The sequence below is a fragment of the Brenneria tiliae genome (genome assembly GCF_023347575.1).
Taxonomy (GTDB): domain Bacteria; phylum Pseudomonadota; class Gammaproteobacteria; order Enterobacterales; family Enterobacteriaceae; genus Brenneria; species Brenneria corticis.
On sequence record NZ_JAKPCB010000060.1, the window covers coordinates 1 to 411 of the forward strand.

Consider the following 411-nt stretch of genomic DNA (forward strand, 5'->3'; position numbering starts at 1 on the left):
TTCCGCATGAGCACGGATCGGCGTCGTGCGGTCTTTAGCTTGATGATGCGCCCACCGGCAACGCTTCCGTTTGCGAGGCGGGCGTTTGGGGCGGTGTGTTCGGAGTCGTTGCCACCGGCGCAGTCTCGTCGGTCGCGGGCGCGGCGATGGCTTGCTCGGCGGGCTTGAGCAGGTCGGCGACGAGTCCTGTGCTGCCGCGATGCTCCAACCAGTGGCGATAGGTGACAGAGACGATCGCGACCGCGGGGATCGCGAGGAAGATGCCGGCGAGTCCCGCCAACTCTTCGCCGCACAGGATCGCGAGCACGACCGCGAGCGGGTGCAGGTGTATGCCGCTGCCTACGATGCGCGGATAAATCACATAGTCGTGCACGATCCGCAGCACGATCAGGAACGTCAAAACCCAAATGA

Annotated in this window: 1 protein-coding gene; it reads right to left on the reverse strand. The window is 64.5% G+C overall.

Annotation, left to right across the window (positions count from 1 at the left end):
* Positions 1-34: 34 nt before the first annotated feature.
* Positions 35-411: AI-2E family transporter (locus tag MFP24_RS00300; RefSeq protein ID WP_249246707.1), on the reverse strand; the 377-nt coding region annotated here is incomplete at its 5' end.